We start from the raw sequence: 25,397 nt of genomic DNA, 5'->3' as shown, positions 1-25,397 counted from the left end.
GGCGGCGGCGACACTTCGGCCCGGCCCCTCCCTTCAGGAGGAGCCGGGCCGGAGTCGTCGTACCGGGGAACCGGGCTCAGGGCACCAGCACGACCTTGCCGAACAGCTCGCCCGCGTCCATCGCCGCCAGTCCCTCCCGCACCCGCGACAGCGGCAGCACCCGGTCCACTACCGGCCGTACGCCGGTGCGCACGCAGAACGCCGCCAGCCGCGCCAGCTGGTCGGCCGTCCCCATGGTCGAGCCCACCACCGACAACTGGTTGGCGAAGATCCGCCCCAGGTCAGCGGGCGGCAGGCCCCCCGTGGTCGCCCCGGAGAGCACCAGCCGCCCGCCCGCGCGCAGCGCCTTCAACGAGGCCGCGTACGTGGCCTCGCCCACGGTGTCGATCACCGCGTCCACCTTGTGCGGCAGCCGCTCGCCCGGCGCCATCACCCGCTCCGCGCCCAGCCCGGCCAGCCGGCGCCGCTTCTCCGCGGACCGGCTCACCGCCCACACCCGCAGCCCCGCGGTGCTGCCCAGGCGCACCGCGGCTGTGCCGACACCACCGCCCGCACCCTGCACCAGCACCACACCGCCCGGCTCGACCCCGGCCTTCTCGAACAGCATCCGGTAGGCCGTCAGCCAGGCACCCGGGAGACAGGCCGCCTCGGCGAAGCTCAGCTCGGCCGGCTTGGGGACCAGGCAGCGGCGCGGCACCGACACCCGCTGCGCGAGCGTGCCGGGCCGCTGCACGGAGAGGAACTCCACCGCCGGGTCGAGGGTCTCGTCCCCGCCCCCGGCCAGCGGGTCCCCGATCACCGGGTAGACGATCACCTCCCGGCCGTCCTCGTCGACGCCCGCGGCGTCACTGCCAAGGACGACCGGCAACTGCCCGGGCAGCACCGCCACCCCGCGCAGCGTCCACAGGTCGTGGTGGTTCAGGGCGGCGGCCCGCACCTCGACCGTGACCCAGCCCTCCGGGGGCCGCGGCTCGGGCCACGGCCCGGTGCGCAGCCCCGCCAGCGGGTCCTCGGGCACGGAGCGCTCGGCCACGACGGCGTACACCCGCGCTCACCCCGCCCGCAGGCAGAGGGTGCCCCAGATGAACCCGGCTCCGATGGCCGAGACCACCATCAGCTCCCCCGGCGCCACCCGGCCCGCCTCCATCGCCTGGTGCAGCACCGTGAAGACGGTGGCCGCGCCCGTGTTGCCGTACCGGTCCACGCTGATGCCGGCCCGCGAGCGGTCCACCCCGAGCGCGTCCATCGCCTCGTGGACGATGTTCAGGTTCGCCTGGTGCAGCATGTAGTGATCCACGTCGCCCGGCCGCAGGCCCGCCCGGCCCAGGGTGGTCAGGATGCTCTCCGGCAGCCGCTTGGTGGCCTCCGTCCACACCGTGCGCCCGTCCATCTTCAGGAACTGGCCGCGCGCCGCGACGGTCTCCTCGGTCGTGGGCCGGCTCGCCCCGCCCGCCGGGATCTCCACCGCGTACGACAGCGAGGCGTCCAGGTCCCAGGACAGCAGCCCGAAGCCCGGCTCGGTCCGGCTCATCACCACGGCGCCCGCGGCGTCGCCGAAGAACACCCGCGTCGAGCGGTCCTCGGGGTCGGTGACCCGCGACAGGCACTCCGCGCCGATCACCAGCACGTTGCGGATGCGGTCGTTCTGCAGCAGGTGGGCCGCGGTCAGCATGCCGTACACCCCGCCCGCGCAGGCCGCCTGGCTGAGGTCCAGCGGGAACGCCCGCGTCGCGCCGAGGGCCTCCTTCACGATCAGCGCGGTCGACGGCAGCGGCTGGTCGTAGGTGAACGTCGCGACGATCACCGCGTCGAGGTCCGCGGCCGACCGGCCGCTGCGCTCCAGCGCCTCCCGCGCGGCGGCCACGCACATGTCGGAGGTGGTCCGCCCCTCCTCCAGCCAGCGCCGCTCGCCTATGCCGGTGCGGCTCCTGATCCACGCGTCGGTGGTGTCCAGCGTCGCGACGAGTTCCGCGTTGGGAACCACCCGCGAGGGCACGTGGCAGCCGGTGCCGACGATTCCCACCGGAATGCGCAGGCCACCGGTGTCGGTGCGGGAGAGGACGGGGCTCTCCGTGGTACTGGCGACGGTCATGGGCATGTCTGCTCTCTCCCGGAAGAAAAGGAGACGCCGGTCCGAGGGGGCGCCTCCCAGGTCCGCGGAACCATAGGCAGCCGCGCCGCGCCGGAAGAAGACGCGAAAGTCCAGCAAGGACGGTGCGTTCGAGGCCCATGTCCGGTGCCGCCGGACGTGGCCGCCACCCGCCCTGCCCATACGGGCAGGGCAGCCACCGGCCCCGGTGGGGGTGGCGATGGGCCAGTCGGAAGGAGCCTTCCCGCCCTCGGGGGCGGCGGAAAGACTCGGCCCCATGGAACCCATCGCATACGACAGGCCCCGGGGCGTGGGCATCCGGGCGATCGGCGGCCACCTGCCCGAGCGGGTCGTGACCAACGCCGACCTCGAACAGCGGCTGGACACCACCGACGCGTGGATCAGCGAGTTCATCGGCGTACGGACCCGCCGCTGGTCGGCCCCCGAGGAGTGGTCCTCCGACCTGGGCGCCAAGGCCCTGCTCGACGCGTGCGAGCGCGCCGGGGTCAGCCCCCACTCCGTCGACCTGGTCATCTGCGGCACGTACACCCCCGACAACCTCATCCCGGCCACCGCCGTGGCCATCATGGGCAAGGCCGGCATCCAGGACGTGCCCGGTTTCGACGTCAACACCGGCGGCTGCCCCGGCGGCACCTGGGCCCTGGACGTCGGCGCCAAGTACGTGGCCTCCGGCGCCTACCGGCGGGTCGCCGTCGTCCTCGCCGACGTCAGCACCAAGACCTTCGACCCCGAGGACCGCACCGTCGGCGTCATCTTCGGCGACGGCGCGGCCTGCTACCTCCTCGAGCCCGTCGAGGCCGGCAAGGGCGTCTCCTCCGCCGTGCTGCGCAGCGACCCGTCCGCCTACACCACCGCCTACGTCAAGCGCGAGAAGCGCACCTGGGACGACGGCACCCCCAAGCAGTCCGCCTTCGGCGACAACTTCGCCCACATGTACGGCCGCGGGGTGCGCGACTTCGCCCTCGAACGGGTTCCCGGCTTCGTGGAGGAGCTGGTCAAGACCAACGGCATCACCCTGGACGACATCGACCTCATCGTCTTCCACCAGGCCAACTACCACCTGATCCACCTGCTGATGGAGAAGCTGGGCCTGCCCGCCGAGAAGACCATGACCAACGTCCAGGAGTACGGCAACACCTCGGGCGCCGGCGTACCGCTGGTCCTGCGCGAGGCCATGGACACCGGCCGGGTCGCCCCCGGGGACAACGTCGTCATCGTCTCCTTTGGCGCGGGCATGAGCCACGGCGGCACGCTGATCCGCTGGACCGGCGCCGACGACTTCGGGCAGCGGCCGTGACCGTCGAGGCCCCCCGCCCGGCCGCGGCCCCGCGGGTGCCGGCCGGCCCGGTCGCGGTCGTCGGCGCCGGCACCATGGGGGCCGGCCTGGCCCAGGTCGCGGCCGCCGCCGGACGCCCGGTGGTGCTCTACAGCCGCACCCGGGAGTCCCTGGACCGCGCCCGCGCCGCCATCGAGGACTCGCTGCGCCGGCTGGCCCGCAGGGGTACGGCCCCCAGCCTGCCGGCGCCCGCCGACCCCGCCGGGGTCCTGGACCGCGTCCGGCCCACCACCCGCCTGGAGGACTGCGCCGGCGCGGCCCTGGTCGTCGAGTCGGTCACCGAGGACCTGGCCGTCAAGCAGGAGGTGTTCGCCCGGCTCGACGCGCTCTGCACGGACGCGGCCCTGCTGGCCAGCAACACCTCCGGCATCCCCATCGGCGCGATCGCGCGGGCCACCGCCCGCCCCGAACGCGTCGTGGGCACCCACTTCTTCTCGCCGGTCCCGATGATGCGGCTGTGCGAGATCGTCCGCGGCCCCGCCACCTCGGAGCACGTCCTCGCCCTCGCCCAGGCCTTCGCCGCCGAGATCGGCAAGGAGAGCGTGCTGGTCGAGCGCGACACCCCCGGCTTCATCACCACCCGGCTGCTGACCGTGCTGATCCTGGAGGCGGTCCGGATGGTCGAGGACGGCACCTGCAGCCCCGCCGACCTCGACCGGGCCTGCCAGCTGGGCTTCGGCCACCCCATGGGGCCACTCGCCTCCGTGGACCTCAGCGGGATCGACGTGTTCCACGACGTGGCGGCCGCCCTGCACCGCGCCACCGGCAACCCGGCCTTCGAGGCCCCCGCCCTGCTCGGGGAGCTCGTCGCGGCCGGCCACCACGGGCGCAAGAGCGGACGCGGCTTCCACGACTACCGCGCCGCCGCCGACACCGGCCCGGCCACGACAGGAGCACGATGACCACCGACCCCGCGGCCCGGTTCCGCCGCATCCAGGTCACCTGGGAGAACGGCGTCACCCACCTGCGCCTGGCGCGCCCGGAGCGGCGCAACGCCATCGACCTCGGGCTCGCGCAGGAACTGCTGCGCGCCACCCTGCTGGAGCCCACCGCCACCAGCGGCTGCGTCCTGCTGACTGGCACGGGCGACCACTTCTGCGTCGGCGGCGACCTCACCTCCTTCGAGCAGGCGGGCGACCTGCCCAGCCATCTGATGGAGGTCACCAGCTACCTGCACGCGGCCCTGTCCCGGCTCGCCGCGATGCCCGCCCCGCTGGTCGTCGCCGCCCAGGGCCATGTGGCGGGCGCCGGCCTGGGCCTGGCCTGCCTGGCCGACGTCCTGCTGACCGCCGAGGGAACCACCTACCGCTCCGCGTACGGTGCCCTGGGTCTGACGCCGGACGCCTCGACCAGCCACCTGCTGCCCCGGCTCGTCGGACTGCGCCGCGCCCAGCACATCACGCTGCTGGGCCAGGTGCTCAGCGCCGAGGACGCCCAGTCCTGGGGCCTGTCCACCGAGACGGTGCCGGCCGGTCTGCTGCACAAGCGGGCCGTGCAGCTCGCCCAGGAGATCGCGGCCGGCCCCACCCGGGCGTACGGGCAGACCAAGCGGCTGCTGCGGGCCTCGTTCGCGCGCTCGCTGGCCGAGCACCTGGAGGACGAGTCGACCACGCTCAGCGCGGCCGCGGCCACCGCCGACGCCGTGGAGGGCATCGCCGCCTTCCACGCCCGCCGCAGCCCCCGCTTCGCCCCGGCGGGCACGGCACATGCCTGGTCCGGAGGCGCCGCGTGACCACCTCCGCCATTCCCGCCGTCCCGGGCACGCCCAACGCCCCCGCCACCCCCGACACCCCCGATATCCCGGGCATGCCCGACGCCCCCAGCACCCCCTCCCCGCTCGTACGGTTCGAGCGCCGGGGTCACATCGCCGTACTGACCCTGGACCGCCCCGCGGCCCGCAACGCGGTCGACTCGGCGCTCGCGGCCGCCCTCGGCGCCGCCCTGACCGAACTGGACCGCGACCCGGTGCTGCGGGTGGGCGTGCTCACCGGCGCCGGGCCGGTCTTCTGCGCCGGCGCCGACCTGAAGGCGCTGGCCGCCGGCGGCGTCGTACACGACCCGGACCACGAGGAATGGGACTTCGCCGGCATCGTCCACCACCCGGTGCGCACCCCCCTGATCGCCGCCGTCGAGGGCGCTGCGCTGGGCGGCGGCCTGGAGATCGTCCTCGCCTGTGACCTGGTGGTCGCCGCCGAGGATGCCCGGTTCGGGCTGCCCGAGGTGACCCGGGGCCTGCTGGCCGGGGCCGGCGGACTGATCCGGCTACCCCGGCTGGTGCCCGTACGCGCCGCCATGGAGGCCGCACTCACCGGCGATTCGGTTTCCGCGGCCACCGCCCGTCAGTGGCACCTGGTCAACCGTCTCGCCCCGCCCGGCCACGCCCTGCACGCGGCCCTAGAGCTGGCGGAGCGCGTCGCCGCACACGCGCCGCTCTCCCTCCAGGCCGCCAAGCGCCTAGTGCGGGCCGCGACCGGGGGGACGTCCGAGGACGAACTGTGGCGGATCAATGCTGAGTTGAGCACCCGACTGCTGGCGAGCCGGGACGCGCGGGAGGGCATGACCGCCTTCGCCGAGCGCCGCCCGCCCGTCTGGCACGGGTACTGATGGGAGGCACCACCATGAACATGCACGACAGCGTCGCGCTGGTCACCGGGGGCACCTCGGGGCTGGGGCTGGCGGCCGTCCGGCGGCTGGCCGCCGAGGGCTGCCGGGTGGTCTTCACAGGCCGCGCCTCCGAACGCGCCGAGAAAATCACCGCCGATCTCGGCGACCGGGCCGTGTTCGTCCCCGGCGACATCACCCGCACCGAGGACGTGGCCCGCGCCGTCGACACCGCGGCCTCGCTGGGCCGGCTCGGCGCCGTGGTGAGCTGCGCGGGGGTCGCGATGCCCGGCCGCACCCTGGGCAAGCGCGGCCCGCTGCCGCTGGAGACCTTCGCGGAGGTGGTCCGGGTGAACCTCCTGGGCACCTTCGACGTGGTCCGCCAGGCAGCCCGGATGATGGCGGCTAACGAGGCGGTGGACGGCGACCGGGGGGTGGTGGTGTGCACCTCCTCGATCGCCGCGTACGAAGGCCAGGAGGGTCAGGTCGCCTACACCGCCTCGAAGGCGGCAGTCGCCGGCATGACCCTGCCGTTGGCCCGAGACCTGGCCCGGCACGGTATCCGCGTGGTGACCGTTGCTCCGGGGCTGTTCGACACGCCGATGGTTGCGGGGCTCGCCGACGAGGCCCGCGCCTCGCTCGCCGCGCAGACCCCGCACCCCGTCCGGCTGGGCCGGTCCGAGGAGTTCGCCTCGCTGGTCGCGCACATCATCGACAACCCGATGCTCAACGGCGAGGTCATCCGGCTGGACGGGGCGGTGCGCCTTGGCCCGATCTGACGACGCCTCGGCCCCTGGCGTCCGCGTCTGGTCGGCCCGCACCGACCGCCCCGTGGCGCAGGAGGAGGCCCTGCTGGACCTGCTCACCCCAGCCGAGCGCGACCGGTACGCCGGGATGCCGTGCGAGGCACGCTCCCCGTACGTCACCGCCCACGCCCTGCTGCGCCTTGGCGTGGCCCGGGTCCTGGACGTGGCGCCGCGCCGGCTGCGCGTGGCGCGAGACGCCGTCGGCCGACCGGTGGTCCCTGCTGCCCCCTGGCTGCGGCTGAGCCTGTCTCACACCAAGGGCGCCGCTCTGGTGGGCTGTTCGGCCGGGAGCCCGCTGGGCGTGGACATCGAGCGCGTCCGCCCGGTGCGTGGGGAGCGGGAGCTGGCCGCCCGGGTCCTCGACCCGTCGGACCTCGCCCGCTGGTTGCGGCTGGACCGACTGGTGGCCCGCCCGGCCCTGCTCGCCCGCTGGACGTGCAAGGAGGCGGTGCTCAAAGGACTCGGCACGGGCCTGGCGGGCGGGTTGCGCCAGGTGAGGGCCGAGCCAGCCGATCCGCACCGCTGGTCCGTCGCGGGGGCACCCGTCCCCCATTGGCGCACCACTCCCCTGGCCGTCGGCCCCCGTCACGTGGCCGCCCTGGCGTTGCCCACGGTCGCGGGTTCAGACCAGGCCCTCCTGGAGGGCGAGCGCCACGGCCAGTGTGCGGTTGGGGGAGTTCAGCTTGGCGAGCAGGTTGGTGACGTGCCGTTTGACCCCGTGCTCGGAGATGGTGAGCCGTCGGGCGATCTGCTTGTTGCTCATGCCCTGGGCGAGCAGCGAGAGCACCTGCTGCTCACGGGGGGTGAGGGAGATCTTGCGTGAGGTTCCCGTCGGCCCGGCTCCGCACACCCGCACCATCAGGGACCGTGCCAGACCCGCGGGCAGCGGCATCTCGCCGCGCTCCAGGCGCACAACGGCTTCGTGGAGGTTGCCGGCCGTCAGCTCGGACTGCATAAGGAAACCGTGGGAGGAGAGCATGACATCCTCGTCGATGGACTCGAGCCGCAGGTCCTCCAGGAGGAGCAGCACGCGTGCCTCAACGGTCTCGGCCTCCCGGATCAGTGCCTGTGCCGGTCCGCCGCTGCCGTGGCAGAGCACGATGTCTGGCCGGTGCTCGGCGAGCAGTTCGCGGGCCGCGACCGGACCGCTGCACGCCCAGACGTCCCGGACCGAGGGGACGGTACGCAGCAGGGTGGTAACACCGCAGCGCACCAGCTCGTTCTCGAGCACCACGAGCACCGACGTCCGCACCGGGCCGGTCGCCGTGGCCGCCGCCTGCGTCTGTGTCACGGTCATCCCTCACCTCGTATCAGCGCCCAGGTCAGATCGGCGACCTCGGTCACGCTCATGCCGTTCTCGTCCTCGCCGTCGAACTCGCCGCGGGCCCACCGGCCGATGACCGCCAGCAGGGCCCCGCCGAGGAAGTGCGCGCGCACCAGCAGTGCCGTCTCGTCGAACGCGTCCGGCGGGGTCTCGGTCAGCAGCTGCTCGAACCACGCCTGCGCCAGGAGCCGTTCGAGGCGGGCGGCGAAACGCGGGCTGCCGTCCTCGCCGAGCATCCGGCGGTAGACGGCGCGGTGCTTGTCGACTTGCGTGAACAGGCTGATCAGGTGCACCGGAGCAGTGTCGGGCAACGCATGCGTGTCCGAGATCAGTCGGCAGCCGCGGGCCGCCTCGACCACACTGTCCATCGTCGACTCGGTGGCGTCGAGGAGCAGGTCCTCACGGTCCTTGTAATGCAGGTAGACCGTGGCTCGGTTCACCTCCGCGCGCTCGGCGATGTCGCTCATGGTGATGCCGTCCAGATCCTTCTCCATCGAGAGGTCCCGGACCGCGGAGCGCAGCAGCGCCCTGGTCCGCCGGGCGCGGGGGTCACGTGAGGAGCCCCGGGTGTTCGAGGTTTTCGGCATGGGACCACGGTTCCACAACACGCGACATGAATGCAACACCCGTCTATTAAACGACGCGTGTCGTACAGTCGGGGAGGAGCCGGCCGCACCAGGCCGTGCGCACACCCCGCAGTCCACCCATCCCCTGACAAGGAACACGGTTGAGATGAGCACGCTATCCCAGGCCTACATCGTCGACGCGGTGCGCACCCCGGTCGGCCGCCGCAAGGGCGGACTCTCGGGCGTCCACTCCGCGGACCTTGGCGCCCACGTCCTGAACGCCCTGATGGGCCGCACGGGCGTCGCCCCCGCCGCCGTCGACGACGTCGTCTTCGGCTGCCTCGACCAGCTCGGCTCGCAGTCCGGGGATATCGCCCGCACCAGCTGGCTGGCCGCAGGACTGCCGGAGAACGTGCCAGGCGTCACCATCGACCGCCAGTGCGGCTCCTCCCAGCAGGCTGTACACTTCGCCGCCCAGGCGGTCATGAGCGGCCTGTCCGGGCTCGTCGTCGCTGGCGGCGTGCAGAACATGTCGCAGATCCCGCTCACCGCCGCCGCCCTCGTCGGCGACCAGTTCGGTCACCCCGACCCGTACTCGGGCTCCCGCGGCTGGCGTAAGCGGTACGGCGACCAGACCGTCAGCCAGTTCCACGCCGCCGAGCTGATGGCTCGTCATTGGAGCATCTCACGCGAGGAGATGGAGGAGTTCGCCCTGACCAGTCACCGCCGGGCCGCCCACGCGGCCGACTCCGGCTGGTTCGAGCGCGAGATCGAGCCCTACGAAGACGGCGAGCACACCCTCGCGGCCGACGAGGGGCCCCGCCGCGACACCACGCTCGAGTCGATGGCGCAGCTGAAGACGCTGGACCCCGCTGGCCGGATCACCGCCGCCACCGCCTCCCAGATCTCCGACGGCGCGGCCGCTCTCCTCATCGCCTCCGAGGAGGCGCTGCGCGAGCACGGCCTAACCCCCCGGGCCCGCATCCATCAAATGACCGTCCTGGGCGACGACCCGATCATGATGCTCAGCGCCCCGATCCCCGCCACCCGCAAGGCACTCGCGGACGCCAACCTCACTGAGGACGACATCGACACCGTCGAGATCAACGAGGCCTTCGCCCCCGTCGTCCTGGCTTGGCAGCGCGAGATCGCCATCGCGCCCGAGCGGGTCAACCCCGTCGGCGGCGCGATCGCCCTCGGCCACCCCCTCGGTGCTACCGGCGCCCGGTTGATGACCACGATGCTGCACCACCTGGAACGCACCGGTGGCCGCTACGGCCTGCAGACCATGTGTGAAGGCGGCGGCCAGGCCAACGTCACCATCATCGAACGCCTCTGACCACGCGCGGGGCCCGGACTGCTCGAAGCGGACGCTGTTGGTTAATTCGGGCCCTTGCGTGACGTCGGCTCCCAAGACCCGGTTGTGGTCTTGGGAGCCGACGTTGTCGTATGGGGTGGGTGTCGATGTCCATGCAGCCGAAGGGGCCGGGGGAGATCCCGGCGGAGACGGTGCGGGTGGCGCGGGCCGCGTTCGCGAAGGGGAGCCTGGCGATCCGGGTCCGGGACGAGCTGGGTCCGCTGTTCGCTGACGAGGAGTTCGCCGACCTCTTCCCGGCGCGGGGGAAGCCTGCTTGGTCACCGGGCCGGCTGGCGCTGGTGCTGGTGCTGCAGTTCGTCGAGGGGCTCACCGACCGGCAGGCCGCCGAGGCGGTGCGGGCGAGGATCGACTTCAAATACGCCCTCGCGCTGGAACTGGCCGATCCCGGCTTCGACTTCTCGGTGCTGTCGGAGTTCCGGGACCGCCTCGTCGAAGCGGACGCCGGGCGGAGGGTGCTGGACGGCATCCTGGCCGCCGCCCGTGACAAAGGCCTGCTGAAGACGTCAGGCCGGGCCCGGACCGACTCCACGCATGTGCAGTCCGCGGCTCGGGAACTGTGCTGGCTGGAGATGGTCGCGGAGACGCTTCGTTCGGCGTTGAACGCGCTCGCGCAGGCCGCCCCCGACTGGCTGGCGGAGATCGCCGAACCGGACTGGTTCCGGCATTACGCCACCCGGGCCGAGGACTCCCGGTTCCCCACGGCCCACACCAGACGGCAGGAGGTCGGCCGACGGATCGGGACGGACGGGATGCGGCTGCTTGAGGCCGTCTTCTCGACCCGGGCACCGACCGCGCTCCGGGAGCTGGAGCAGGTGAAGATCCTGCGGCAGATGTGGGTCCAGCACTTCCACCCGGTCGGGGGCGAGGTGAGGCGACGGGACCCAAAAGACCGACCGCCGGGCGCAAAGCGCCTGGTCACGCCCTATGACCCAGAAGCCAGGGGCAGCAAGAAACGCGACATCCTCTGGGACGGATACAAGACCCATCTGACCGAGACCTGTGAGCCGGACACCCCACATCTGATCACGAACGTGGCCACGACCGTCGCCACCGTCCCCGACAGCGTGATGAGCGAGAAGATCCACAACAGCCTGGCCGAACGGGACTGTCTGCCGGGCGAACACTGGGTCGACACCGGATATGCCACCGCCTCCCAGATCGCGGCCGCCCGCCGCGAGCACGGCATCGAGCTGCGCGGACCGCTCCAGGCGGTCACCGTCGCCCAGGCGAAGAACGGCAGCGGCTACGACCAGGACGCCTTCACCATCGACTGGGACCAGCAGCACGTCACCTGCCCGAACGGAGCCACCAGCACCCAGTGGGCTCTGCGCAGCTCTCAGCAGCAGCTTCCCGTGATCCGGGTCAGATTCTCCCCGGCCGACTGCCGCCACTGCCCCGCACTGCGCGACTGCGTCAGCTCACCCAAGGCCGAACGCAGGGAACTCACCCTGCGGCAGCACGACGAGCACCAGGCCCTTCACCGCACCCGCGCTCTCCAGCAGACCGACGAGTGGAAAGCCCGCTACCAGATCCGCGCCGGCGTCGAAGGCACCATCTCCCAAGGCGTCGGGCGCTGCGGCCTGCGCAGATCCCGCTACCGGAGCCTGGCCAAGACCAGCCTGCAGCACCAGCTCACCGGCGCCGCCATCAACCTCGCCCGCATCGACGCCCACGTCACCGAAACACCCCGGGCCCGCACCCGCACCAGCCACTTCGCAGCACTTCGCCCCGCCGACCAAGTCGACGGGGCGAAGCAACAGGGCCCGAATCAACCAACAGCGTCTGCTCGAAGCGGCCCGGGCCCTTTCCCCTCACCCACGACGCCGGGGACATACGCCGCTCACCCGGCCTTCCTGTACTCGGGGTTCATCGCGGCGGCGATCCGCAGATGCTGCGCCGCCTCCTCCCCCTCCCCCCGTCGCTCCAGGGTTCGGCCCAGTAGCAACCGGGCGTACGCGTCGTCCGGGCTCTCCGCCACCAGCCTCTCCAGCCCGCTTTGCGCCCGCGACAGCTGCGCCGAGTGGTAGTAGGCACGTGCGGCGAGCATCCGTACGCTCCGATCCTCGGGGTGCTCCGCCATCAGCGCGCCCAGCAGCGTCAGACAGCCCAGCGGATCGCCCTTGTCGAGCAGCGCCTCGGCCAGCCGCAGCCTTTCGACCTCGGCCGGCAGCTCGCGTCGCGGTTCGGCCACGGCCCGTGCCACGAACCGCGCGATCACCTCGGGCGCGTGCGCCCCGGCCAGCGCCTCCCCGCCGATCACCAGGGTGGGCGAGGTCGTCACCCCGATCGCCTTGCCCCGCAGCAGGGCCTCCCGTACGTACTCCTCGGCCCCACCCCCGTCCAGCAGCCGGGCGCCCTCGGAGAAACCGGCGGCGGAGGCGACCTCCTGGAGCGTCTCCGTCCGGCTGATGTCCCGCCCCTCCACGAAGTGGGCCCGCAACACCCCCTCCAACATGACGTCCTGAAGGGCGGCCCCACCCTGCTCGTAAGCTAGGGCGACAAGCCGGTGCGCGTCATGGCTCGAGGCCCGCCACGCCGCTCCCCAACGGGGGCCCAGCCCTTCGGCGACCGCGATCTCCGAGACCCTGACCCGGTTCTCGGCCGCGCTCATTCCGGGTGCGCACCCCTGCAACGCCGCATCCACCACAGGGTCCCGCAGCACCTCCTCCAGCGGCTGCGCCCGCGCCGGTGCCATCGGGTCGATCCGGAACGGTCGCCACAGCACCTCGACGGGCTCGCCGCCCCATCCTTCAAGCGCCCGCGCCAACCGCCGCTTGCCGATGTACGCCCAGGCGCAGATCACGTCCGCCCACACTTCGATGTGCCTCATGCCCCCAAGTTATTCAACATATGTCGTTTATTCAACAACCATCGAACATACTGCCCGGAAAGCGACCCTGGCCTCAGGACTCGTGAGCTCGCATGTCGAGGTGTCGCGTATTCGACACAGTGTCAGGAAGATGGTCGACGCTGGCTACCACGTGGTACGAGCCGGACCTCGGGGAGTCGTAGAAAGTGGTGCGCTTCAGGGTCTGCGTGACGGCTGGTGCATGGGGTACGCCTTCGGCCTCAGCGAAGCGACGCAACATGGCAGGAGCAGTGAAAACCTCTTCGCTGGCCCCTGGCGAGGTGATGGTGCCGTCGGGCAGCAGGCTGTACAAGCCCGTACGCCTCCAGTCCGCGTCCGGCTTCACAGCTCTCAGAACGAAGTCGGGGAGCAACTGCACCCTCCGCTCGAGCAGGGGACGCCGGTCCGCTGCGCCCGGGAAAGACGAGACCGAGACATCGGCGTGAGCAGGTGCTGGGGCGACCGGCGCGAGATCAGTGGTCCTTACCTTGGTCATCGGTTTGGTTCAGCCATTCGTAGGGTTGGGGCATCCGAGGGGCGCGAGGTGTGGCTTTCAGTGGCCTGCCGACCGTGGCTTCCCATGACTGGCCGCCTCGCGCCCCGCGACGACTCGGCCGCTGATTAGGATTTGCGAACAGATCGCTGTGTAAGAGGGCAGTTCGTGAGTTGATGTCCGTTTCGAAGTGAGGTTAGGGCAGGGCTGCTGATCACGTGTTCGTCGGCTACTGCTTCCTGGCGAAGCTGCCGGCGTCGATCTCGGTGAGGATGCCGAGTTTGACCAGACGTTTCAGCTTGGCGCGGGTGCCTTCGACGTTCTTCGGCAGCAGCTCATGATCGAGGGCTTCGCAGACGTCACGGGCCCGCAGCGGGCCGGTGGCCTCGTGGAAGACGGCGAGGATGCGGGGGTAGTCCGGGTGCTCGGGCAGGTCCGGTGGACCGGCCGGGAGCCGGTCGGCAAGGCCGGTGACGGTCTTCCGGGTGATCGCCAGGTGTTCGAGGTGGGTCTCGGCCTCCCGCAGCCGGCCCTGCAGTTCGCCGATCTGTCCTCGCAGGTCGTCAGCCAGGGCCCGGGCGGCATCCTCCTGGAGGTCCAGCGCGTCGAGCAGGGGCCGGAGGTTCACGCGGTCACCGCCTGCGCATCGCGCCAGGTGGGAGTGTTCGCGCCGGTGAGCTGGCGGGCCATGACGTGGGTCATGGCCCAGTAGACGCGGGAGGCGGAGGAAGCGGGATGGTGCTCGTAGTCGCGGACCAGGCGCCGGTGCAGTATCAAGATCCCGTAGGTCTGCTCGACCCTCCACCGCTTCGGCTGCGGCACGAAGCCGGTGTCCTGCGGGTTGCGCTCGACGATCTCCACGTCGATGCCCAGGCCGACGCCATGCGCGACGACCTGGTTCTTGAAGCCCTGATCGACCAGGGCTTTCTCGACGGTGCCGCCGGTGTGCGCGGCGACCTGGTTCAGCAGGGCGATACCCGCGGCGTTGTCGTGCGTGTTCGCGGCCAGCACGACAACCGCGATGACCAGACCCAGCACGTCCACGGCCAGGCCCCGTTTGCGGCCCGGCACCCGCTTGGCCGGATCGAGGCCGGTCGTGGAGGAGGGGACCCCGGCAGCCACGTGGACGCTCTGGGTGTCCAGCACCACCAGGGTCGGGTCCTCTAACCGGCGGGCCCGCTCGCGGACCTGGCAGCGCAGCAGTTCATGGATGACCTGGTCGGTTCCGTCGTCGCGCCAGGTGGCGAAGTAGTAGTACGTCGCGCTCTTCGGCGGCAGGTCGTGCGGGAGGTAGGCCCACTGACAGCCGGTCCGGCTCTGGTAGAGGATCGCGTTGACGATCTCCCGCATCGAGTATCTGCCCTGGTGGCCGCTGACCGAGCGGTGCCGGTCCTTCCACGCGGTGATCACCGGCTCGATCAACGACCACTGCTCGTCCGATAAGTCACTCGGGTACGGCTTGCGTCCATTCACCTCATCACATCAACAGATCAGCGGCCTCGGGCCGACAGGTTCCGCTCACACTCACACCATCAGGCGACGGCGGAACCACTCAAACACTCACGAACCGCCCTCTCAGAAGTTTCTGTCAATCCGGATTCGGGGTGTATGCCTTCCCTTGAGTTGGAGACTGCGGTGAGCACACTGCCGTGTGTCTGTTTGGGTGATGTGATGTCAGGTGACTTCGGCCATAGGCAAGTTCCTTTTACTCCGGCGGCGTGTGCCAGCGGAGGGCTGTTCAGTCGAGGAAGCGCACCACTTCGCGGCAGAGTTTGTCGAATGAGGGCGCGGCGTGGCGGGCTGCGTCGAGGTCAAAGTGCTGGACGAGGGATGGCTGGTGGGCGGGGGGCTGGTAGGTGCTACCCGCTGGCATGCGGTCGGACAGCCACTCCTTGGCGCCGCGGATCGACTCCGGGTTAGGCGGTGGGGCGAGGTCGTGAGGCAGTCCCATATGCCCGGCCAGTCCTCTGGCTCCGGCGAGGAACCATGCTTCGAACTCTCTCACGGCCACGACCGCGATCAGAGGGGTGTTGGCGTGGCTGTTCTGCGCCAGGCGGTGTACCTGAGTGGCCAGGTCGACGGCGCAGTCGTCGTCCGCGTCCAGCAGGACGAGCACGGCGGTGGGCGGCGGCTGGCGGGCGGTGACGATGGTGAGTGCCTTGGCGAGCGGTTCGGGTTTGAGCATCTGGTCGCGCGGGAGACGGTAGGCGGGCTGGATGTGTGCGTAGGCGCCTTCGCGGAGGTGAGGGACGAGCCGCTGCAGGAGGCCACGGAGAGCCTTCTCCTCCCCGTGGCCCTCTACTACGGGGGCGATCACCGGGTAGGTGCTGGTCATCTCGGATCGCCTTCCTGCCTGTCGCGCGGGAAGCCGGGTTCCGGGCGCATCTCTCCGCTGCGTAGGAGTTCGGGCAGGGTGAGCACGCCGTCGGTCAGCAGGCGGCGTCCGGTCTCGTCGATCGGGCCGATGGTGCTGCCGTGGCCGTCGTCTCTAAGGACGAGGAGGTGGTCGGGGTCGGCGGCAGGGTTGTCCAGAAGGTCGGCGCTCTGGGTGGTCACCATCACCTGGGTGTTGTGCGAGGCGGCCAGGAGGGCGTCGTAGAGGGCGCCCAGCATCGGCGGGTGCAAGGAGATCTCGGGCTCTTCAATGCCGACGAAGGGGATCGATCCCTTCAGTGCTCGGGGCTGGAAGAGCGCGGCGAGGACACCGGCCAAGCGGAGTGTTCCGTCGGACAGCGACCGGCGGTCGACCTCTTTGTGGCTGCCGTCTTCGTGGAAGCGGCCGACGACGTAGGCCAGGTCGGCTTCGTCGACTTCCTTGCCGTCCAGACCTGCCGCGTTCTCGATCATTGTCGAGATGTAACCGTCGATGGCTTCCTTGGCCCAGGGCGTGCTGCGGGCCAGGGAGGCGAGCACGCGTGCCAGTCTCTCGCCGCGTTCACCGAGCACGACGTCGCCCCGTTGGCGTCGTGTCTGGTCGATGTCTCGAAGTACGGGGGTGTGCAGTTCGTAGAAGCGCATGGAGTACAGGCGCCGGGAAACCTGGGTGAACTCGTGCCTGTCCTTGGGGGACCGTGACAGCGCCAGATGCTCCCGCCAGCTTTCGTTCGGTTCCTGGCCCGGCGTGGGCGGTCCGGAGAACAGGTAGGTGCCTCCAGGGGTGGACAGCTCTTCGCGTCTGACCGCGGGCCTGCCGTCTTCTTCGGGATCGGCTCCCACTTCCACGAGGTAGGAGGCGTCGAACGTGCGCGGCTCGCCGCGGGGCCCTGGTGCGGAGACGCTCAGGTCCAGGTGGATGCGGAAGAAGGCGGCCTGGCTGCCCGCCGGAGACCTGTGGAGAACCTCTTCCAGACCGCCGCGCTGCTCCAGAGCGTGTGCTGGTGTCGAGCTCAGGGCGTCCCGGACGAAGCGCAACGCGTCCAGGAAGTTCGATTTGCCGGCTGCGTTCGGCCCGGCGAGGACCGTCAGCGGGCGGAGCGGCACGTCACACGCGGCGATGGACCGGAAGTTTTCGATCCGCACCTGTTTCAGGAACATGGGCGCACCCCGTACGTGTGGGAGACGCCGCGCACTGTGCGGCGGTCTGGCAGTTCACCGAAGGCCAGCCGGTCGGGCACCGCTGCAGGTGCGCTGCTGTTCACGTGTGTCCCCGCTTCCTCGTCCGTTGTCGGTTTACCGGCCACCGTCCTTCACCAGCAGAGTGCATCGCCGTGTGGCAATGCTCCGGTGCCGAGGCCGTCCATGATCGGGTTGGCCCGCGTCTGCAACCCTACCGAGGCCCTCATCGCCCTTTCAGCTGCCACTCCCCCGCAATCACCGGCTCGGCCCGCGCCTGCAGTGGTTGCGAGGCTGTCGGCTGGCTTGGGGACCTCATCCGTTTGGGGCGTCTGGCCGGCTCCGGCGAAAAAGGGCGGAGCGGGGCGCGGCTGGTCGGCGGGGTGCTGGTGCCCGGCCTGGGCACTAGGAGGTGGTCCATTTGAACGTCATGAGGGCCGGGCTGGGTGGTCATGTACCGGGGCCCGGCCGCGCCCGGGCTCCGGCTTCACCACACGGTCGCTGATCGTGAGTTGCTGAAATTGCGGACCGGGTTGTCATGGGTGCGCCGGCGACTTGGCAGCGGCATGTGACGCCTTGAGTTCAGTCGTGGTGCTGGTGCCACCAGGTCACCCCGAGAGCAGTGAGAATGCCGCCCAGGTGCCGGAGGGCGCCCGTGAGAAGTGCCGTGGACACCAGGCGCGTCCAGGGCACATCGTGGTCGCGGCGCTCGGTGGAAGCAGGGGTGCGGGAGGTCCGGTTTGTCTTGGGCATGACGGTGTCCTTGGGTTGATCGGGCAGGGGTGCAGCGGCACGTCTGCCGGGGGTGCGCAGTGAGGACCGGCCGGTGGCCGGCGAGGGCTGTGCTGCTGTGTCTTGAGCGTGGCAGCACCCGGTCGGCTGAAGCATCCTCAACCGTCCCCGGTCTGCTCCGGAAACGATGTAATTTCCAGCGCGTGCACACCTGGAAGGACATCACCGAGCCCGGCACCATCGATGACTTGATCGCGGACGCCCACGCTGCGGGCTATCCGGAGATGAATGAGCGTTTGCTCCACTCCTGGATCGCCAAAGGCCTGCTGGATAAGCCTTTGCTGCGCCCTTTGCGGCGCGGCTCGCAGAAGGCCGAGCACAGCGTCAACCAGCGCCGGCTGCTGCTTTTGCTGCTGGACAAGCGGAGTCAGGTCGCGCACTTGAGTGCGCTGGCGCAGGTGCCGCTGGCCATGTGGCTGTGGTGGGACGGCTACGTGTCCACCCGGCAGGCGCAGCGGGCGTGGGTGACCTGGGTCGGGCGTGGCCGGCGCAGCCAGGAGGTGGCGCGCGAGGGCGCCCTCGGCCTGCTGGAGCAGGTCGGGCATCAGATGGCCACGCCGACCGCGCGGGCCCGGTTCGTCCGGATCATCACCGAGCTGGGCAACGGCAAGCCCCTGACGGTGCGCGGACGGGCCGAGCTGCTGGACGCCGTGCGGGACGTGATGGAACCGGACACCGTGTTCGCCGCCAGCGGCCTCGTCCGCGCGCTCGGACCCGCGCAGACGCCGATGACCGTCGAGGCGGTCATCGGCGTTGTCGAGGCCCTCAGCATTGCGCTGGGCCGCACCCTGGAGGGGACGGTCGACGGAGCGCTGCTGGAACGGGCCAAGGCCGTCTACCGCGCGTCCACGGCCGACTACCTCGCCCAGCGCGGTGACCTCGCCACCGAAGCCGGACAACTGGCTCACCTTTTCCGCGAACCCACCCTGCAGGAGCAGTTCGACCAGGCCGGGCGACAGCTCCTGCTCGTCCTCGGCATGCACCTGCTCCACCGCCGCACACGCGTGGGCTGAGGCTGACGCCAGGCGTAGTTGTGGCCGAGTGTGCGGGAGGAGCCGGCACCGGCGGTGCGGGCTCGGGGAGGCGATTTTTGGTGGCCGTCCCGTCCGGCTGCCCGGCATGCTCCGAGGATGAATACTCCTTCTGGCCCGCTTCCTGTCGTCTACGCCGATGAGTCCTCGAACTCCGGGCAGAACCTTCTCGATCCCCATCAGCCGGTGTTCACTCTGGCCGGGGTGCATCTGTCCGACGGGCTGGCCGCGTCGGTCGTGGATGAGGTCCGCTCCCAGCTTCCTCCCACCCAGGGAGAGCCCAAGTACGGTTCGCTCGCCCGGTCGTCAAAGGGCCGGAGGGCGTTGAAGCGGGCCTTTGAGCGCCTGCCGGAGGGAAGCGTTCGCAGTTATCTGTTGGACAAGCGGTTCATGGTGGTCACCAAGCTGGTCGATGTCCTGGTGGAGCCGCTGGCCGATGCGGACGGTGTCAATCTGTATGAGGGCCAGGGTGGTCTGGCGTTGGCCGAGTTGCTGCGCCTGGGCGGCCTGGCCCTCGGCGACGCTGCGGCCTTTCACCAGATGCTCCAGGCCTTCGTCGACTGGGTGCGTCAGCGGGGGGTGGCGACCGACGAGTTGTTCACCGCCATAGCCGCCTACAAGGCGTCGATTCCGGAGGAGCATGCGGATTTTGCCGGATGGATCGAGTTGCTGGAATGCTGCCGGGAGGTGGCCGATGCGACCGCCGTCGACCTCGCGACTGGCGAGCAGCGCGACATCCTGGACCCTGCGGTCCCGGCGCTGTACTGCCTGTGCAGCAGCTTCGGTGAAGCTGTCGGACAGTTCCGTCTCGTCCATGACACCTCAAAGGTGATCGACCGGAATGCGACGCTGCTGCGCATGGCGCACCTCCTCCCGGACCTCGCCAACCCTGGGCGCTTCAATGACCCGTTCCCGGCCGTGCAGATCGACTTCGCGGACAGCACTTCCCGCCCCCAGCTCCAGATCGCGGACTGGGCAGCAGGAGCGGTACGGCAATGGGCCGCCCACCTGGCAGTCGGTGGCGGTGACCGGTTCTCGGAGGAACTGGCGGACGTGGTGAAGCCCTGGGTGGTCGGCGCTGTATGGCCGACCGGAACCGTCGATCTGCGCGCGTCCGGGCCAGAAGATCGGTGACCACGCTGCGTTCCGGGGCCAGCGTGACAGTCGAGCGAACGGGTGTGCGAATGTGCGCAGCCGCGCGCACAAGCTGTCCCGCAACTTCTCGGCCGCGTCCCGGAGTGTGGAGGCTTGCTCCCTCTTGGCTGCCCACTGTTCGTGCTCGATCACCACACGGAGCTGAGGGACGCGTTCTCCCGCCGCCGGCCGCGGGCCCGGGCCGGGGCGCAGGTGGGGTGGCCGGGCAAGCCGGAAGCGTGGACAGGGTGACCCGCCGACGGCGGAGTTCCTGCCTATGGGCGCGCCGACCCCCTGTGCGACATCCGGCATCACCGCCCATCGCCAGGACTTTCCCCCGGCTTATTAAGCTCTGCCGGGAAACAGACGGACCACAGCAGGCGCAACCGCTGGGCACAGGCATGGGCCGTGACTGCTATACGGTTCCCTCCCTGCCCCAGGGACGCCACCGCCTGCGGCCGCCCACCGAGGTCCCGCGCTCGCCGGCAGGAGGATCGTCCCGTTCTGCTTCTGAGTGGGCCTGGCCGAGCACGGCGGCCTGGACGGCCTGCCAGTGCTGCGTGCGCCACCAGTGGAACAGGTCGCCGGAGGCGAGCACGGGAAACGGGAGCTCGTCGACGACCCTGCGCTGATACACCTCGGCAGGACGCTCGGCGGGGTCGAGGCGATGCTGGTGGTTGACGATCAAGGCGGCGCACGTGGCAGGCCGGTCGGGCCGCAGCTGCGGCCATTTCTCCCGATGGCGTTGAAGCTGCGAGATCAGCTTCTCCCCTGCGGCCCCGGCGGCGGCCTTCACCTCGACCAGGCAGGTGGACCCGTTCAGCTCGGCGAGCAGGTCCGCCGACAGGGTGCCGCCCAGTTCCTTGTCCAGCTCGGTGACGGTGAATCCGGCGGCACGCAGCACCACGGCCACCGCGTCTTCCAGTTCGCTGCCCGTGCCGTACAGCAGACCGTCCCGCACGGGGTCGGCCTCCTGCCGTGCTCGCGCCAGTTCGTCTTCCAGGCGGGCCTTGTCCTCCAGGTAGCGGCGCTCCAGTTCTTCGAGGGAGCTGCGTGCTTGCGTCTCCGCAGGGGTCTGCAGAGCGGGGTCGGCATGGTGGCGTGAGCGGATGCGGCGCAGTGCGTTCGGTACGTGCTGGGGAAGGGCATGTCGGACGATCCAGTCGATGACCTGGTTCCAGTCGACATCGTCCGGGACCACGTACCAGATCTGCTCGCTGTCGGTGGGCGTCCAACGGGCGACGACGGGCTTGCCCAGGCTGTCGACGAGGATCGGGATCAGGTCGCCCTCGGGCTGGTGAACCGTCGTTCCGCGCGCGCCCTCCAGGGCGGTTGCCTGCACGGTCATCGTCCACCAGGGGGCATCGGCGGGGCGGTTGAGCAGTCTCAGTCCGAGGTCGCGGTCGGCTGCGTGCAGACCGGGAGCTAGGGAGACTTCCGCCCCTGCGAGCAGCCGCTCGCCCACGATCGCGCCGGTGAAGTGGCGGAAGTCCACGCGGCCGCCGGGCGGGCCGAAGACCGACCGCACCCGGTCCTGGTCATCGTCCGCCGTGCCCATCGTCGCGATGATGAGCGCGGGCTCGCCGCGCGAGGCCGCCCCGGACAGGAACCTGTCGAACTCGTCGGCACCGTGACCGGAGAAGTGGCTCGGGTTGATGGCGGCGGCGCAGGTGCCGGTGTCCATGCCGAGCCAGCGCGGCTCCACCCCATGCTCGGTCCAGGAGATGCCCGCGTACTTGGTAGAGGCCGCGAAGCGGTCGCGTACGTAGTCGTTGGTCTGCGGACCGGGTTCTTCCATCGGGGCGGGTTCGTGGACAGCAATGTGTACGGGAACGAGCCCGTTGGGACCCGAGGTGCGCGCGGCCATGGCCGAACCGTAGCGGCCCGGTGTGACACCAGTGCCAAAAGGACACAGCCCAGCTCGTTGCAAGTGCCCGGGGCGCGGCATCACCACCCGGCGGGGCAGGGCGGACCGACGGAAGGGCGGCGGGCGGGATGAGCCTGCGGCGGCTGGCCGACTCGCCCGTGTCTGCGGGCCGCCTCTCACTCAGCGCCGCCGCAGCCTGCGGCCCTGGCGAGGAGCGCGCCGCTCGCCGTCCGCGCGCGGACCCCGGCCGGGCCCCGGCCCGGCTCTCGGTGGTGTACCCCGTGAGGCGTCGCCGAGGAAGCCGAGGCGCGGCTCGAGCAGGCTGCGGCCGTGCGTCACTGGATCCCGGACGAGGCGGAGTCCGAGTAGCTACATGAGCGGAGTGGATCGGGTGTTTCCTTCCGAGAAAAACTTTTGGTGATCTGGATTCGGCCGGGCTCGAGGCAGAGGGGCGGCTCGGCGCCGACAGGGCGCCAAGGCGCCCTGAGGCTCCCTACGGGCTCACCCGAAGCGGTTGGTGAGGACCCGGTCGCGGTCGGCGTCGTCCAAAGACGCGAGGAGCGCGGCGCACTGTTCCAGGACGGCCTTGCTGCGGGGCGGCACCTCGCTACAGGCCTGAGGCGCTCGCGCAGGTGCCGCTGACCATGTGGCTGTGGTGGCACGGCTACGTGCCCACCCGGCAGACAGCGGGCGTGGGTGACATGGGTAGGGCGCGGCCGGCGCAGCCAGGAGGTGGCGCGTGCGGGGGCGGTCGGTCTGCTGGAACAGGTCACCGTCATCACCCCTCCCCCAGGCAGTTCGCCGAGCTCCTGGTGGTCTGCCTCGAGCCGTTCTACGACAACCTCTACGAGACGCTCATGGAACAGCTCGCGGAAGACCTGGCCATCTTTCGTGTCCCGGGCGATGAACCGGGGGTCGTCGGCTTCGGTGAGGCCTGGCTGGGGGCTGTACGCGAACTGCCGGCCCGGGGCGGGCGGTGAACGGCGACGACGACCCTGGTGGACGGTCCGCTGAAGAATCTTGAAAGAGTCGGTACCCGTCCTGGTCGGTTCGCGCGATGTAGAGGGTGACAGGCGAGTTCGACGAGGAACGGGGCGGTGGAGATGGTCCAGGGGGTGTGGGGGCCTGAGGGGGTGAGTGCCCTTGTGATCATGGTGGTCGTCATCGTCGCGCGCGAGTGGAGGCGGGTGCAACTGGCCCGGGAGCGGCGCCGGGAGCGGGAGCAGGAACTGTTGGCCGAGATGGTGAGCGGGGTCGCCGAGGGTGACCGTGAGGTGCGGGTGCACCACGGTGGTGCGGCCGGCGTCTGGTCGCTGACGGGCACTGCTGGAGGTCGCCCGAGGGGCCGTGCGGTGCCCTTCGAGGATGCGGCGCCGGTGCGCGGGCGTACGGTCACGACAAGGCGGCGCCGGTGACCCTGCAGGACCAGTCAGGCATGGTGGCTCCCGGCCTCGGAGCGGCCGGGCCCCCCGGAACGGTCAGGGCCGTTCCCGTGGCGCTCGGCGAAGCCGAGTTCGGCGCGTTCCACCACGCACACGTCGACAAGCTGTTCGCCTTCCTGTCGCGCAGGACGGACCGGGACGTCGGCAAGGAGTTGGCCGATCTTGTCTTCGAGCAGTTCTTCATCTGGTGGCAGCAACACCCGGACCAAGCTGAGCCGGTTGGGATGCTGTTCCGTCTCGCCAGGTGCCGTCTGTACGACTACCTGCGCCGACGGGGACGAGAGCTGACGGTCGAACCGAGCGATCTTCAGGACCTCGCCGGAGGGACGGACGGTGATGACTTCGCGGCCGTGGACCGCCACCATGACTTGCGCAAGGCGCTGGCGACACTGACCGAGCAGCAGCGGCAGGCCCTGCTGATGAAGTACGTGGCCAACCTGTCGGTCGCCGAGTGTGCCGAGACGCTCGGCACCGGCGTCGACAACATGAAGAAGATCTTGGGCAAGGCGCGGGAAGCCCTGCGGCAGGCACCGGGCATGGACGCCTACAACAGCGCTGTGACGGCAAAGGAGGTGCGCGGGTGACCCCCCGGGAGCACGAGGACGGTATGCGGCACAAGCCCACGCTGAGTGCCGACGAGAAGGCGGACGGCTTCGCCGCGGTCATGCAGCGCTTGCAGAGCCACAGCCCGGACGACCGCGCCCGGCTGCAGACGCAGGCCGAGGCGGCAGCGCTCGGGCACGAGGCCTACGCCCTGGGCCAGGAGCACCTCGAGCGCGGCGACTTCGAGGCGGCACGGCGGTGGCTTCGGGTGGCCACCGGCCACCACATCCCCGGCGCAGCCCGGGCCCTTGAAGAAATCGCCCTGCGGCAGCCGTTCGAGACTTTTATCGATGTGGCGACCATCGGTGGCGATCACGCCACGGCAGGCACCGTGCCCTGCGAGACGATCCCGTCGCCCCTTCGACCGTGGACGGAGGACGGCCAGCATCGTCTTGGTGCTCTGGCATGGACCTCGTCCGCAAAGCAGCTGTACGTCGATCAGGCCGTGGCGGCTGCCCGGCAGCAGGCCGGGCGGATCACCGCGCAGGCTCGGCGTGAGGCCGACGCAATCCTCACTGAGGCTCGGAAGCAGGCCGAACGTACGGCGGCCGCCTGCGCGCACATCGTGCTGGAGACGGAGCAGGAGCGTGCGGAAACTGCGGAATTGCTGACCGAGGCCCAGCAGCAGGCCGAAGGTCTACAGGCTGCCTGCGCGGAGATCATGCTGAAGGCCGAGCAGGAGCGCAGGGAAGCTGCAGAGCTGCTGGCCAAGGCGCGGCAGCTGTCTGAGAGCGTGCAGTCGGAGGCCGCGGAGATTGGCGAAAAGGTCCAGCGTCGCGCCCACGAGACGCTGGCCGAGGCTCGGGAGCAGGCTCTGCTGATCATCGACGACGCGCGGAAGGGAGCCGCTCAGATCCGCCGCAAGGCCCGGCGGCATGTCGGTGGGCCTGATGTGGGTCACACCCAGTACGGATGGGACCTCCTCCGGGATGTGGAGGAGGCTCTCAAGCTCACGGAGTGCATGCGCACGCCCGTGGGCTCCCCCGTCAACGGCATGTACCGGGGCATCGTCGAGCGCTCTTCGCGCAGGCTGCCGGTGCCCCTACGGCCGGGGCAGAACGCTCTCGCTGGGACTGTCGTGCTGTTGGTGGAAGGAGGAGGCGACTCGCGCAGCTTGCGCTGGATGCGGGTATCGCAAGAGCGGGACGGTCAAGGCTGTGCCGGGCCGGAGAGCTGGAGCGGCTTGTGGCAGTGGCTGGTCATCGAGACAGCCGGGTGCGGTGTAAGTGCTGACGCTTTCGAGCGAGCTGGCCGTGCGTGCGGTGACGTCATGGTCGTGCGGCAGGACGGGGCGGCCCTATTCGGCATCGGCGTGATGAACACCGATGGCGACGGCGGTGGCGGTGCTGAACGCGAGGCGGACGGAGTGCGCAACCCAACCAGTCGATGACGCGGGGAGCGGGGGCCGTTGGGGGGGAGGGAGCGCATCGGCCCGGGTCCCTCCACGGCGAAGGAGCCGCCTTGATGGCAGGGACCGGGCGGCAGGCAGGCGGGTCCCCAATGGCGCCGTGCCG

The 25,397-nt window shown here is 70.7% G+C and carries 23 protein-coding genes and 2 pseudogenes; 14 read left to right on the top strand and 11 right to left on the bottom strand.

Features of this window, described 5'->3' with window-relative positions:
* Nucleotides 1-76: 76 nt before the first annotated feature.
* Both ACGRHY_RS28420 and ACGRHY_RS28415 read right to left on the bottom strand, forming a co-directional pair.
* Nucleotides 77-1,045, bottom strand: coding sequence for a zinc-binding dehydrogenase (locus ACGRHY_RS28420; protein WP_394638526.1), 969 nt, complete (start codon nucleotides 1,043-1,045; stop codon nucleotides 77-79).
* Nucleotides 1,046-1,051: 6 nt separating this feature from the next.
* Nucleotides 1,052-2,092, bottom strand: coding sequence for a 3-oxoacyl-ACP synthase III family protein (locus ACGRHY_RS28415; protein WP_394638525.1), 1,041 nt, complete (start codon nucleotides 2,090-2,092; stop codon nucleotides 1,052-1,054).
* Nucleotides 2,093-2,366: 274 nt separating this feature from the next.
* Here ACGRHY_RS28415 and ACGRHY_RS28410 point away from each other — a divergent pair, with 274 nt between their 5' ends.
* The 6 genes and pseudogenes from ACGRHY_RS28410 to ACGRHY_RS28385 form a co-directional block, all read left to right on the top strand.
* On the top strand, nucleotides 2,367-3,407 hold the full coding sequence (locus tag ACGRHY_RS28410) for a 3-oxoacyl-ACP synthase III family protein (protein ID WP_394638524.1): 1,041 nt from the start codon (nucleotides 2,367-2,369) through the stop codon (nucleotides 3,405-3,407).
* Nucleotides 3,404-4,348: a 3-hydroxyacyl-CoA dehydrogenase family protein gene (locus ACGRHY_RS28405; RefSeq protein ID WP_394638523.1), complete on the top strand. Its 945-nt coding sequence runs from the start codon at nucleotides 3,404-3,406 to the stop codon at nucleotides 4,346-4,348. Before ACGRHY_RS28410 ends, ACGRHY_RS28405 begins: the two co-directional genes overlap by 4 nt.
* A complete protein-coding gene (locus ACGRHY_RS28400) occupies nucleotides 4,345-5,178 on the top strand; it encodes an enoyl-CoA hydratase/isomerase family protein (protein WP_394638522.1) in 834 nt (277 codons plus the stop codon). Before ACGRHY_RS28405 ends, ACGRHY_RS28400 begins: the two co-directional genes overlap by 4 nt.
* A complete protein-coding gene (locus ACGRHY_RS28395) occupies nucleotides 5,175-6,050 on the top strand; it encodes a crotonase/enoyl-CoA hydratase family protein (RefSeq protein ID WP_394638521.1) in 876 nt (291 codons plus the stop codon). Before ACGRHY_RS28400 ends, ACGRHY_RS28395 begins: the two co-directional genes overlap by 4 nt.
* 14 nt (nucleotides 6,051-6,064) lie before the next feature.
* Nucleotides 6,065-6,826 carry an SDR family NAD(P)-dependent oxidoreductase gene (locus ACGRHY_RS28390; protein WP_394638520.1) on the top strand — a complete coding sequence of 254 codons (762 nt, stop codon included), beginning with the start codon at nucleotides 6,065-6,067 and terminating at the stop codon, nucleotides 6,824-6,826.
* Between the two features lie 115 nt (nucleotides 6,827-6,941).
* Nucleotides 6,942-7,415, top strand: a pseudogene (locus tag ACGRHY_RS28385) (4'-phosphopantetheinyl transferase family protein); the annotation flags it as partial.
* Nucleotides 7,416-7,475: 60 nt separating this feature from the next.
* On the opposite strand, the gene ACGRHY_RS28380 reads toward ACGRHY_RS28385, so the two are convergent.
* Nucleotides 7,476-8,150, bottom strand: coding sequence for a response regulator transcription factor (locus ACGRHY_RS28380; RefSeq protein WP_394638519.1), 675 nt, complete (start codon nucleotides 8,148-8,150; stop codon nucleotides 7,476-7,478).
* Nucleotides 8,147-8,764, bottom strand: a complete 618-nt coding sequence (locus tag ACGRHY_RS28375) for a TetR/AcrR family transcriptional regulator (protein WP_394638518.1) — start codon at nucleotides 8,762-8,764, stop codon at nucleotides 8,147-8,149. The genes ACGRHY_RS28380 and ACGRHY_RS28375 overlap by 4 nt, the downstream gene beginning before the upstream one ends.
* 145 nt (nucleotides 8,765-8,909) lie before the next feature.
* On the opposite strand from ACGRHY_RS28375, the gene ACGRHY_RS28370 reads away from it, so the two are divergent.
* Both ACGRHY_RS28370 and ACGRHY_RS28365 read left to right on the top strand, forming a co-directional pair.
* Nucleotides 8,910-10,082, top strand: a complete 1,173-nt coding sequence (locus tag ACGRHY_RS28370) for an acetyl-CoA C-acetyltransferase (protein ID WP_394638517.1) — start codon at nucleotides 8,910-8,912, stop codon at nucleotides 10,080-10,082.
* A gap of 125 nt (nucleotides 10,083-10,207) precedes the next feature.
* Nucleotides 10,208-11,875, top strand: a pseudogene (locus ACGRHY_RS28365) (IS1182 family transposase); the annotation flags it as partial.
* A gap of 86 nt (nucleotides 11,876-11,961) precedes the next feature.
* On the opposite strand, the gene ACGRHY_RS28360 reads toward ACGRHY_RS28365, so the two are convergent.
* The 6 genes from ACGRHY_RS28360 to ACGRHY_RS28335 all read right to left on the bottom strand — a co-directional run bounded on the left by ACGRHY_RS28360 (nucleotide 11,962) and on the right by ACGRHY_RS28335 (nucleotide 17,767).
* The gene (locus tag ACGRHY_RS28360; RefSeq protein WP_394638516.1) at nucleotides 11,962-12,951 is read right to left on the bottom strand and encodes a DsbA family protein; all 990 of its coding nucleotides are present in this window, start codon (nucleotides 12,949-12,951) and stop codon (nucleotides 11,962-11,964) included.
* Between the two features lie 740 nt (nucleotides 12,952-13,691).
* Nucleotides 13,692-14,090, bottom strand: coding sequence for a hypothetical protein (locus tag ACGRHY_RS28355; protein ID WP_394638453.1), 399 nt, complete (start codon nucleotides 14,088-14,090; stop codon nucleotides 13,692-13,694).
* A complete protein-coding gene (locus tag ACGRHY_RS28350) occupies nucleotides 14,087-14,935 on the bottom strand; it encodes an IS5 family transposase (protein WP_394638454.1) in 849 nt (282 codons plus the stop codon). The genes ACGRHY_RS28355 and ACGRHY_RS28350 overlap by 4 nt, the downstream gene beginning before the upstream one ends.
* Before the next feature lie 265 nt (nucleotides 14,936-15,200).
* Entirely contained in the window at nucleotides 15,201-15,797 is a 597-nt protein-coding gene (locus ACGRHY_RS28345; protein WP_394638515.1) for a DUF4276 family protein, read from the bottom strand.
* Entirely contained in the window at nucleotides 15,794-16,996 is a 1,203-nt protein-coding gene (locus tag ACGRHY_RS28340) for an AAA family ATPase (RefSeq protein ID WP_394638514.1), read from the bottom strand. The genes ACGRHY_RS28345 and ACGRHY_RS28340 overlap by 4 nt, the downstream gene beginning before the upstream one ends.
* Before the next feature lie 600 nt (nucleotides 16,997-17,596).
* Complete coding sequence (locus ACGRHY_RS28335) at nucleotides 17,597-17,767, bottom strand: hypothetical protein (protein ID WP_394638513.1); 171 nt, start codon at nucleotides 17,765-17,767, stop codon at nucleotides 17,597-17,599.
* A 182-nt stretch (nucleotides 17,768-17,949) separates the two neighbouring features.
* Here ACGRHY_RS28335 and ACGRHY_RS28330 point away from each other — a divergent pair, with 182 nt between their 5' ends.
* The gene (locus tag ACGRHY_RS28330; protein WP_394638512.1) at nucleotides 17,950-18,819 is read left to right on the top strand and encodes a hypothetical protein; all 870 of its coding nucleotides are present in this window, start codon (nucleotides 17,950-17,952) and stop codon (nucleotides 18,817-18,819) included.
* Between the two features lie 117 nt (nucleotides 18,820-18,936).
* A complete protein-coding gene (locus ACGRHY_RS28325; protein WP_394638511.1) occupies nucleotides 18,937-19,971 on the top strand; it encodes a DUF3800 domain-containing protein in 1,035 nt (344 codons plus the stop codon).
* Nucleotides 19,972-20,386: 415 nt separating this feature from the next.
* Here the strand turns inward: ACGRHY_RS28325 and ACGRHY_RS28320 are convergent, their stop codons facing one another.
* The gene (locus ACGRHY_RS28320) at nucleotides 20,387-21,838 is read right to left on the bottom strand and encodes a hypothetical protein (protein WP_394638510.1); all 1,452 of its coding nucleotides are present in this window, start codon (nucleotides 21,836-21,838) and stop codon (nucleotides 20,387-20,389) included.
* Nucleotides 21,839-22,650: 812 nt separating this feature from the next.
* Here ACGRHY_RS28320 and ACGRHY_RS28315 point away from each other — a divergent pair.
* From ACGRHY_RS28315 to ACGRHY_RS28300, 4 genes are all read left to right on the top strand, one after another.
* Nucleotides 22,651-22,818, top strand: a complete 168-nt coding sequence (locus tag ACGRHY_RS28315; protein WP_394638509.1) for a hypothetical protein — start codon at nucleotides 22,651-22,653, stop codon at nucleotides 22,816-22,818.
* A gap of 117 nt (nucleotides 22,819-22,935) precedes the next feature.
* Nucleotides 22,936-23,253 (top strand): hypothetical protein, encoded by a 318-nt coding sequence (locus ACGRHY_RS28310; protein ID WP_394638508.1) that lies wholly within the window; start codon nucleotides 22,936-22,938, stop codon nucleotides 23,251-23,253.
* Nucleotides 23,250-23,864: an RNA polymerase sigma factor gene (locus ACGRHY_RS28305; RefSeq protein ID WP_394638507.1), complete on the top strand. Its 615-nt coding sequence runs from the start codon at nucleotides 23,250-23,252 to the stop codon at nucleotides 23,862-23,864. Before ACGRHY_RS28310 ends, ACGRHY_RS28305 begins: the two co-directional genes overlap by 4 nt.
* Nucleotides 23,861-25,273: a hypothetical protein gene (locus ACGRHY_RS28300; RefSeq protein ID WP_394638506.1), complete on the top strand. Its 1,413-nt coding sequence runs from the start codon at nucleotides 23,861-23,863 to the stop codon at nucleotides 25,271-25,273. Before ACGRHY_RS28305 ends, ACGRHY_RS28300 begins: the two co-directional genes overlap by 4 nt.
* Nucleotides 25,274-25,397: the final 124 nt, after the last annotated feature.

It is taken from the genome of Streptomyces shinuiensis, from assembly GCF_043660855.1.
GTDB lineage: Bacteria > Actinomycetota > Actinomycetes > Streptomycetales > Streptomycetaceae > Streptomyces.
Note: the sequence above shows the minus strand (reverse complement) of the source record. Positions and strands in the feature narration are given on the sequence as shown.

Bases quoted from the DNA above. Each gene is read 5' to 3' on its own strand.
- ACGRHY_RS28325 (WP_394638511.1), top strand. From the start codon at position 18,937: ATGAATACTCCTTCTGGCCCGCTTCCTGTCGTCTACGCCGATGAGTCC.
- ACGRHY_RS28390 (WP_394638520.1), top strand. From the start codon at position 6,065: ATGAACATGCACGACAGCGTCGCGCTGGTCACCGGGGGCACCTCGGGG.
- ACGRHY_RS28370 (WP_394638517.1), top strand. From the start codon at position 8,910: ATGAGCACGCTATCCCAGGCCTACATCGTCGACGCGGTGCGCACCCCG.
- ACGRHY_RS28410 (WP_394638524.1), top strand. From the start codon at position 2,367: ATGGAACCCATCGCATACGACAGGCCCCGGGGCGTGGGCATCCGGGCG.
- ACGRHY_RS28400 (WP_394638522.1), top strand. From the start codon at position 4,345: ATGACCACCGACCCCGCGGCCCGGTTCCGCCGCATCCAGGTCACCTGG.
- ACGRHY_RS28340 (WP_394638514.1), bottom strand. From the start codon at position 16,996: ATGTTCCTGAAACAGGTGCGGATCGAAAACTTCCGGTCCATCGCCGCG.
- ACGRHY_RS28415 (WP_394638525.1), bottom strand. From the start codon at position 2,092: ATGACCGTCGCCAGTACCACGGAGAGCCCCGTCCTCTCCCGCACCGAC.
- ACGRHY_RS28360 (WP_394638516.1), bottom strand. From the start codon at position 12,951: ATGAGGCACATCGAAGTGTGGGCGGACGTGATCTGCGCCTGGGCGTAC.
- ACGRHY_RS28335 (WP_394638513.1), bottom strand. From the start codon at position 17,767: ATGCCCAAGACAAACCGGACCTCCCGCACCCCTGCTTCCACCGAGCGC.
- ACGRHY_RS28375 (WP_394638518.1), bottom strand. From the start codon at position 8,764: ATGCCGAAAACCTCGAACACCCGGGGCTCCTCACGTGACCCCCGCGCC.
- ACGRHY_RS28345 (WP_394638515.1), bottom strand. From the start codon at position 15,797: ATGACCAGCACCTACCCGGTGATCGCCCCCGTAGTAGAGGGCCACGGG.
- ACGRHY_RS28320 (WP_394638510.1), bottom strand. From the start codon at position 21,838: ATGGCCGCGCGCACCTCGGGTCCCAACGGGCTCGTTCCCGTACACATT.
- ACGRHY_RS28380 (WP_394638519.1), bottom strand. From the start codon at position 8,150: ATGACCGTGACACAGACGCAGGCGGCGGCCACGGCGACCGGCCCGGTG.